The 7,893-nt window shown below is 72.2% G+C and carries 3 protein-coding genes and 1 pseudogene; 3 read left to right on the forward strand and 1 reads right to left on the reverse strand.

What is annotated here, in order from left to right; all coding sequences use genetic code 11:
- Window positions 1–2,829, forward strand: a 2,829-nt coding sequence (locus tag KME77_RS15595) for an ATP-binding protein (protein WP_219467559.1), incomplete at its 5' end; no start/stop codon positions are given.
- Window positions 2,830–2,964: 135 nt separating this feature from the next.
- Here the strand turns inward: KME77_RS15595 and KME77_RS15600 are convergent.
- Window positions 2,965–3,306: pseudogene (locus tag KME77_RS15600) on the reverse strand (ATP-binding cassette domain-containing protein); the annotation flags it as partial.
- A 182-nt stretch (window positions 3,307–3,488) separates the two neighbouring features.
- Here KME77_RS15600 and KME77_RS15605 point away from each other — a divergent pair.
- Window positions 3,489–5,315 carry a M14 family metallopeptidase gene (locus tag KME77_RS15605; protein WP_219467564.1) on the forward strand — a complete coding sequence of 609 codons (1,827 nt, stop codon included), beginning with the start codon at window positions 3,489–3,491 and terminating at the stop codon, window positions 5,313–5,315.
- Between the two features lie 652 nt (window positions 5,316–5,967).
- Window positions 5,968–7,638: a fibronectin type III domain-containing protein gene (locus tag KME77_RS15610; RefSeq protein WP_246609811.1), complete on the forward strand. Its 1,671-nt coding sequence runs from the start codon at window positions 5,968–5,970 to the stop codon at window positions 7,636–7,638.
- The last annotated feature ends 255 nt before the right edge of the window (window positions 7,639–7,893 follow it).

A 7,893-nucleotide genomic window follows, 5' to 3' on the forward strand; every position in this document is an offset into this window, starting at 1 on the left:
GTGGCGGCGGCGCTGGAGGAGGGGCGCCTGGCCGCCGTCGAGTCGCGCGCCGAGGCGCGGCTGACCGCCGGGCAGCCCGCCGACCTGGCCGCGGAGGTCGCCGCGCATCCGCTGCGGGAGCGGCTGTGCGCGCTGGAGATGCGCGGCCTGGCCGCCGCCGGGCGGCAGGCCGACGCGCTGGCGCTGTTCGAGCGCACCCGCCGCACGCTGGCCGGCGAGCTGGGCGTCGACCCGGGGCCGGAGCTGCGCGCGGCGCACCTGACCGTCCTGTCGGGAGAGGTCCGGGTACGCCCCAAGCTGCCCAAGGGTAACGTGCGCGCCCCGCTGACCTCGTTCATCGGCCGGGTGGAGGAGCTGGAGCAGCTCACCGGCCTCCTCGGGCGGGCCAGGATGGTCACGATCGTCGGGCCGGGCGGCGCGGGCAAGACCAGGCTGGCCACCGAGGCGGCCCTGCGGATGGACGGGCGCTTCGACGGCGCCTGGGTGGTCGAGCTGGCGCCGGTCACCGACCCGGCGGCCGTGCCGGGCGCGGTGCTCGACGCGCTCGGCCTGCGCGACGACCGCCCCGGCCACCAGCGGCCGGGCGCTGCCGCGTACGAGCGCCCCGGCGCTGCCGCGTACGAGGGCCGGGCAGCTCCCGCGTACGAGCGCCCCGGCGCTGCCGCGCACGAGGGCCGGGCCGCGCCCGCGCACGACGTGCTGCGGGAGGTGGAGGAGGCGCTCGGCGAGCGCCGGGTGCTGGTCGTGCTGGACAACTGCGAGCACCTCCTCGACGCCGCCGCCCGCCTGGCCGAGCGCCTGCTCACCAGCTGCCCCGGCGTGCGCGTGCTGGCCACCGGCCGCGAGCCGCTCGGCGTGCCGGGGGAGCGGCTGGCGCCCATCCCGCCGCTGGAGCCGCCCCCGACCGGCGTGGGGCCGGAGCGAGCCGCCGGCTACCCGTCCGTACGCCTGCTGCTCGACCGCGCCACCGCCGCCCGGCCCGCGTTCGAGCTGGACGAGCGGAACGTGGCGGCTGTGGTGTCCCTGTGCCGCAGGCTCGACGGCATGCCGCTGGCCATCGAGCTGGCGGCGGCGAGGCTGCGCACGATGACACCGGACCAACTGGCCGGCCGCATCGACGACCGCTTCAGGCTGCTGACCGGCGGCAGCCGTACGGCGCTGCCCCGCCAGCAGACGCTCAGGGCGGTGGTCGAGTGGAGCTGGGACCTGCTCGACGAGCCCGAACGCGAGCTGGCCCGCAGGTTCGCGGTGTTCGCCGGAGGGGCCACGCTGGAGAGCGCCGAGGCCGTGTGCGGTGCGCCCGCCGACGTGCTGGGCGCGCTGGCCGACAAGTCGCTGGTCCAGGTCTCGCCCGAGGGCCGCTACTCGATGCTGGAGACCATCCGCGCCTACGCTCACGAACGGCTGGCGGAGGCCGGCGAGGTGGACGCCTACCGGCGACGGCATGCCGTGCACCTGCTCGGCCTGACCGAACGCGCCGTGCCCGAGCTGCGGACAGGCGCCCAGATCGAGTGGATCGAGCGGCTGCACGCCGAGCGCGACGACTGCTCGGTGGCGCTGCGCTGGGCGCTCGACCGGCGCGACGAGGAGATCGCGCTGCGGCTGTGCTCGGCCCTGAACTGGTACTGGTGGATGTGCGGCTACCGCCGCGAGAGCGCCGGCTGGGCCGAGCAGGTGCTCGACCTGGTGGGCGACACGCCGCCGGAGGGGCTCGTGCGCGCGTACACGAGCTGCATGTTCGCGCACGGGGTGAACAGGTTCGCGGCGATCGTCAGCGACCGGACGGCGATGACCACGCTGTCGCGCAGGATGGACGCCATGATCGAGGCCGCCGAGCGCGAGGGCCCGGTCCACCCGCTGCTGCTGATCAGCAGGGTCGTCATGGCCGCCGCGTGCGGCCGTGACGAGCACGCCGCCGCGCTGATCGACCGCTACGCGGCCGGTGACGACCTCTGGCTGGCCAGCTCGGCCAGGATGATCGGTGGCCCGAATCGTTCGGAGGAGGGGCTGGAGAAGGCGGTCGAGGGGTTCAGGACGCTCGGCGACCGGTGGGGGCTGAGCGAGGCGCTGCTGAACCTGGCCACCTACCGCGCCGCCCGCGGCGAGCGCGCGGACGACCTCATCGCCGAGACCGGCTCGCTCACCACCGAATGGGTGAGCACGGAGGAGACGATCTCCACGCTGACCCGGCTGGCCTCGCTGCGCGCCCAGAGCGGCGACCTCGACGGCGCCGCCGCCGACCTCGCCACGGCCAGGACGGTGATCGCCGCCGGGACGACCGGCACCGGGACGATCGGCACCGGGACGATCGGCGCCGGCGTGGAGGAGAGGATCTCGCCCCACACGATCGTCCTGCTGGGGATGGCGGAGGCGTCCCTGGCCCACCAGCGCGGGCAGGTGGAGGAGAGCCTGGCCGTCTATCGCGGCCTGTTCGCGCCGCTGGCGGAGGCGACGTCGATCCCGCAGCTCGAAGCCAGTGTCCGCACGGGGTACGGCCGGGCGCTGACGGCCGCCGGCGACCCCGTGGCCGCGCTCGGGCAGCACCTGCGGGCGCTCGACCGGCTCGGCCCCTCACCCGACCGGCCCGTCCTGTCGACCGTGCTGGCCGGGTGCGCGCTCGCCGAGCTGGCGCGGGGGGACGCCGCACGGGCGGCGGTGCTGTTCGGGGCGTCGTCCGCCGTCGTGCCGTCCGACACCTCGCCCGACACCGTCGCCGGGGCGCGGGCGGCCAGGGCGGCCCTCGGCGATCCCCGCTACGACGACCTGCACGGCAAGGGCATGGCCATGACCAGGCAGGAGGTCCGCACGATGCTCGGCGGGGCGCCGTGAGTCACCCCGTACGACATGCTCACCGGACTTTCCTCCTGTAGGCCCGCAGCGTGAGCGGCACGAACACGGCCGTCAGCGCGCCCGCCCAGCCGAAGGTGATCCACACGTCCGCGACGTCCAGCCCTCCGGCCATGCAGCCGCGCACCGCGCCCGGCCCATGCCGAGCAGGCGGCCCATGAGCACCAGGTTCTGGGTGCCGGTCAGCTTCTCGTCCACGGAGGCGTACTGGCCGGTCAGCCCGATCAGCTCGCGCACCTTGCCGGCCTGGCGGGTGACGTCGAAACCGCCCACCACGGCGCGGCCCGCGTCGGGCACGGCCAGTGCGGCCAGGATCCGTACCGCGGTCGTCTTGCCCGCGCCGTTGGGGCCGAGCACGCCCAGCACCGTCCCGGTCCTGACCCGGAGGTCGATGCCGTCCAGCGCGGTCTTGTCGCCGTACCTCTTGACGAGCCCTTCCGCTTCGATCGCATGTCTCATGACCACCAACGTGCCGAAACGACCTGGCAGCGACCTGTCAGCGCCCTGGCATGCTCTGGAACCGCCTGAAAAAGGGCCTACCGGACAGTCCGGAAAGTTGGGCCTTTTCCCGACATGGCAACGTCCTCACCCTCGGTTCAGGCGCGTGTACACCACTAGCCCACGCGCCCTGGGAGGACGAGGTGCTACGCCGTTTAGTCATCCTGCTGGCCGCGCTCGGCCTGGTCTGCCTGACCGGCATGACCGGCGCCGGCGCCGCCGCCGAACCGCCGCCCAACCGGCAGTACCGTGTCGAGGGGCCGGCGAACGCCCAGCAACGCAGCGCGGTGGCCGCCACCGGCGCCGCCATCGACGAGGTGAACAAGGACTCCGTCATGATCACCGCCACGGCGGCCGAGGTCGCCGCGATCAGGAGCCTCGGTTACCGGGTCGCGGAGGTGCCGCGCCCGACACCCCCGTCCGTCGACGCGTTTGACTTCCCGCCGGCGGACTCCGCGTACCACAACTACGCCGAGATGAACGCCGAGATCAACGCCCTGGTCGCGGCCCATCCGGCCATCATGAGCCAGAGCAACTACGGCACCTCGTACGAGGGCAGGAACCTGCGCCTGATCAAGATCAGCGACAACGTGGGCACCGACGAGAACGAGGTCGAGGTGCTGTTCACGGCCCACCAGCACGCCCGTGAGCACCTGACGGTCGAGATGTCGCTCTACCTCATGCACCTGCTGACCGACAACTACGGCACAGACTCCCGGATCACCAACCTGGTGAACACGCGCGAGATCTGGATCATGCCGGACCTCAACCCGGACGGCGGCGAGTACGACATCGCCACCGGCTCCTACCGCTCGTGGCGCAAGAACCGCCAGCCGAACTCCGGCTCGTCCGCGGTCGGCACCGACATGAACCGCAACTGGGCCTACAACTGGGGCTGCTGCGGCGGCTCCTCCGGCTCCACCTCCAGCGAGACCTACCGCGGCGCGGCGGCCGAGTCGACGCCCGAGGTCAAGGCGGCGGCGAACTGGGTGCGCAGCCGCGTCATCGGCGGCGTCCAGCAGCTCAAGTCGCACATCGACTGGCACACCTACAGCGAGCTGGTCCTGTGGCCCTACGGCTACACGTTCAACGACACCGCGCCCGGCCTGACCCAGGACGACCGCGACGCGCACGCCACCCTCGGCCAGAACATGGCCTCGACCAACAACTACACGCCCCAGCAGGGCAGCGACCTCTACATCACCGACGGGACCATCGACGACTGGCTGTGGGGCGTCTACAAGATCTTCAGCTTCACGTTCGAGATGTACCCGACCGGCTCCAGCCCCGGCTTCTACCCGCCGGACGAGCAGATCGTCCCGCAGACCACCCGCAACAGGGAGGCGGTGCTGCGCTTCCTGGAGTACTCGGACTGCGTCTACCGGATCATCGGCAAGGAGGCTCAGTACTGCGGCACCGGCACCCCGCCCGTGACCGTCTACTCCGACACGTTCGAGAGCGCCACCGGCTGGACCGTCAACCCGTCCGCCACGGACACGGCCACCACCGGCGCGTGGGAGCGCGGTGACCCCGAGGCGACCACCTCCTCCGGCGCCAAGCAGCTCGGCACCACGGTCAGCGGCACGAACGACCTGGTCACCGGCCGCCTGGCGGGAACCTCCGCGGGTGACTTCGACCTCGACGGCGGCGTCACCTCGATCCAGTCGCCGCCGATCACGCTCCCCTCGACGGGCGCCCTGAACCTGTCGTTCTCCTGGTACCTGGCGCACGGCTCGAACGCCTCCAGCGCCGACTACCTCCGCGTCCGGGTGGTGGGCAACACCACCACGACCGTTTTCAACCAGGCGGGCGCGGCCAGCAACCGCAACGGCGCCTGGGCCACGGCCACGGCCGGCCTGAACGCCTTCGCCGGGCAGACCGTCCGCATCCTCATCGACGCGGCGGACGCCTCCGGCGCCTCGCTGGTGGAGGCGGGCGTGGACGACGTACGCATCACCCAGCAGCCGTAACTTCCTCTACGCTCCGCCGCACGACCGTTGTGCGGCGGAGCGTCGCCGGCCCAGTGCGATAAAGCGTCTCCGCGTGCCGCAGCCTCTCCGCGCGCCGCGCTTCCACGCGGGCCGGGCGCTCCGCTCGCTCATCTCGCGATCTTCCTCTACGGCACGCATGGGCCGGCCCCAGTCGCCGCACAGGGCTGAGGGCCTCCAGGGAGACGGCCGCTGAGCCCGCACAGGGCCGGCCGCCGTTACGAGACAGGGTCATCTTTGGGTCTTGTAAGACCGTCGTGTCAAGGCTACGATCGCGGCAACTCTTAGGAAACTTTCCTAAAAGAAATCATGAATCAGGGAGTCATGTCCCGATCACCGCCGTTCCGGCCCGCCCTGAGCTGGTGATTCACGCGCAGTCCGCACGCCCGTTCCGCGCCCCGCCGCCTGAGCAGCCAAATAGCCCGCGCTCGGCGGCCCGCGAACGCCGTGCCAAGATCACTCCCTTCCTGACTCCCTCGGCAAAGCTCCCGCTGCCACCCCCCAGGTGCCCGCTCCACCTCGCGGGCCGTGCCGTACGGCTTGCGCTCTCACCCCCCGGTGCAAGCCGTACGGCACGCATCTCGACATGACCCCACAAGCCGCACCACCAGGGAATGCCATGAAATTTCGCCGCATGTTCCTCGCATTACTCGCCGCCCTGGCCATGACGGTGGCCGGGCTGGCCACCGTCGCACCCTCCGCGTACGGCTCCGTGGCCTTCGCCTACCCCGCATGGCAGGCGTGGACGGCCTACTCCGTCGGCACTCGCGTCACGTACAACGGCGTCGACTACGAGTGCATCCAGGCCCACACCTCCCAGCCCGACTGGACGCCGTCCGCGGTGCCCGCGCTGTGGAAGACCGTGACCGGGGGCGGCGGCGACACCGCCGCGCCGTCCGTGCCGGGCAACCTGCGCTCGACCGGCGTCACCTCCAGCAGCGTCTCCCTGGCCTGGAACGCCTCCACCGACAACGTCGGCGTCACCGGCTACGACGTGTACCGCGGCTCGACACTGGTGACCACGGCCACCGGCACCACGTACACCAACACCGGCCTGGCCGCCTCCACCAGCTACACGTTCACGGTGCGCGCCCGCGACGCCGCCGGGAACGTCTCGGCCGCCGGTAACGCCGTCACCGTCACCACCTCGGCCGGCAACGGCGCGCCCGGCACGCCCGGGAACCCGAACATCACCGGCGCCACGAACAGCTCGCTCTCCCTGTCCTGGGGCGCGTCGTCGGGCACGGTCACCGGCTACCGCGTGTACGAGGGCAGCACCGTCAGGGCCACCGTGACCGGCACCTCGGCCACCATCGGCTCCCTGGGCACCTGCACCTCGCACACGTACACCGTCAGGGCCTACAACTCCGTCGGCGAGTCGGGCTCCAGCGGCCAGGTCACCGGCACCACGACCGGCTGCGGCGGCGGCGCCAAGATGCCCGGCGCCCCGTACCTCTACATGGGCTGGGGCAACCCGCCCTCGCCCGCCGCGGTGATGAGCGCGACCGGCGTCAGGTCGTTCACGATGGCGTTCATCCTGTCCAGCGGCGGCTGCAACCCGGCATGGGACGGCCAGCGACCGCTGACCGGCGGCGCCGACGCGCAGGCCATCTCCGCCATCAAGGCGGCCGGCGGCAGCGTCCAGATCTCCTTCGGCGGCTGGCAGGGCAACAAGCTCGGCCCGAACTGCTCCACGCCCGCGGCCTTCGCCGGCGCGGTCCAGAGCGTCATCAACGCCGTCGGGCCCGCGGTGGTCGACTTCGACATCGAGAACACCGACGAGTTCGAGAGCGAGGTCGTCCAGGACCGCATCCTGAACGGGCTCAAGATCGTCAAGCAGAACAACCCCAACGTCAAGGTCGTCGTCACCTTCGGCACCTCGACCACCGGGCCCAGCTACTGGGGCACCCGGCTGATCAACCGCTCGCGGGAGCTCGCGGTCCCGATCGACAACTACACGATCATGCCGTTCGACTTCGGCGGCGGCGCCAACATGTACCAGAGCACCGTGAACGCCTCCGAGGGACTCAAGAACGCCCTCAAGTCGGCGTTCGGCTGGTCGGACGCCCAGGCGTACGCACACATGGGCATCTCCGGCATGAACGGTCTGTCCGACCAGCAGGAGCTCACCACCACCGCCACCTGGACCCAGATCCGCGACTGGGCCAACTCCCACGGGCTGACCAGGCTCGCGTACTGGTCGGTCAACCGCGACCGGGGATGCGCCGGTGGCGGCGTGCAGTCCAACTGCAGTGGCATCGCGCAGTCGGACTGGGACTTCACCCGGATCACGGCCGGCTTCTGACCCACCGGCCGGTCGAGGCCACACGTGGGCCGAAGCAGGACCACCCGTAGAGCCGGACAAGGCCCGACGTAGGCCCCGCGCCACCCGCCCGGCCGCATCGACGACATTTCGCCGGTGCGGCCGGGCCCTGGTCACGTGCGGGGCCGGCTCTCACCCCCCGAGTGCGGGGCCGGCCCTCACCCCCAGAGTGCGGGGCCGGCCCTTATCCCCAGACCCGTGCGCCGGGCGGCGGCCCGGCGCCCGCCCGCCACTCCC

Origin of the sequence: Nonomuraea rhizosphaerae (assembly GCF_019396405.1) — a bacterium.
Classification (GTDB): Bacteria; Actinomycetota; Actinomycetes; order Streptosporangiales; family Streptosporangiaceae; genus Nonomuraea; species Nonomuraea rhizosphaerae.

Coding starts and splice junctions, on each gene's coding strand:
- KME77_RS15610 (WP_246609811.1), top strand. CDS start 5,968: ATGTTCCTCGCATTACTCGCCGCCCTGGCCATGACGGTGGCCGGGCTG.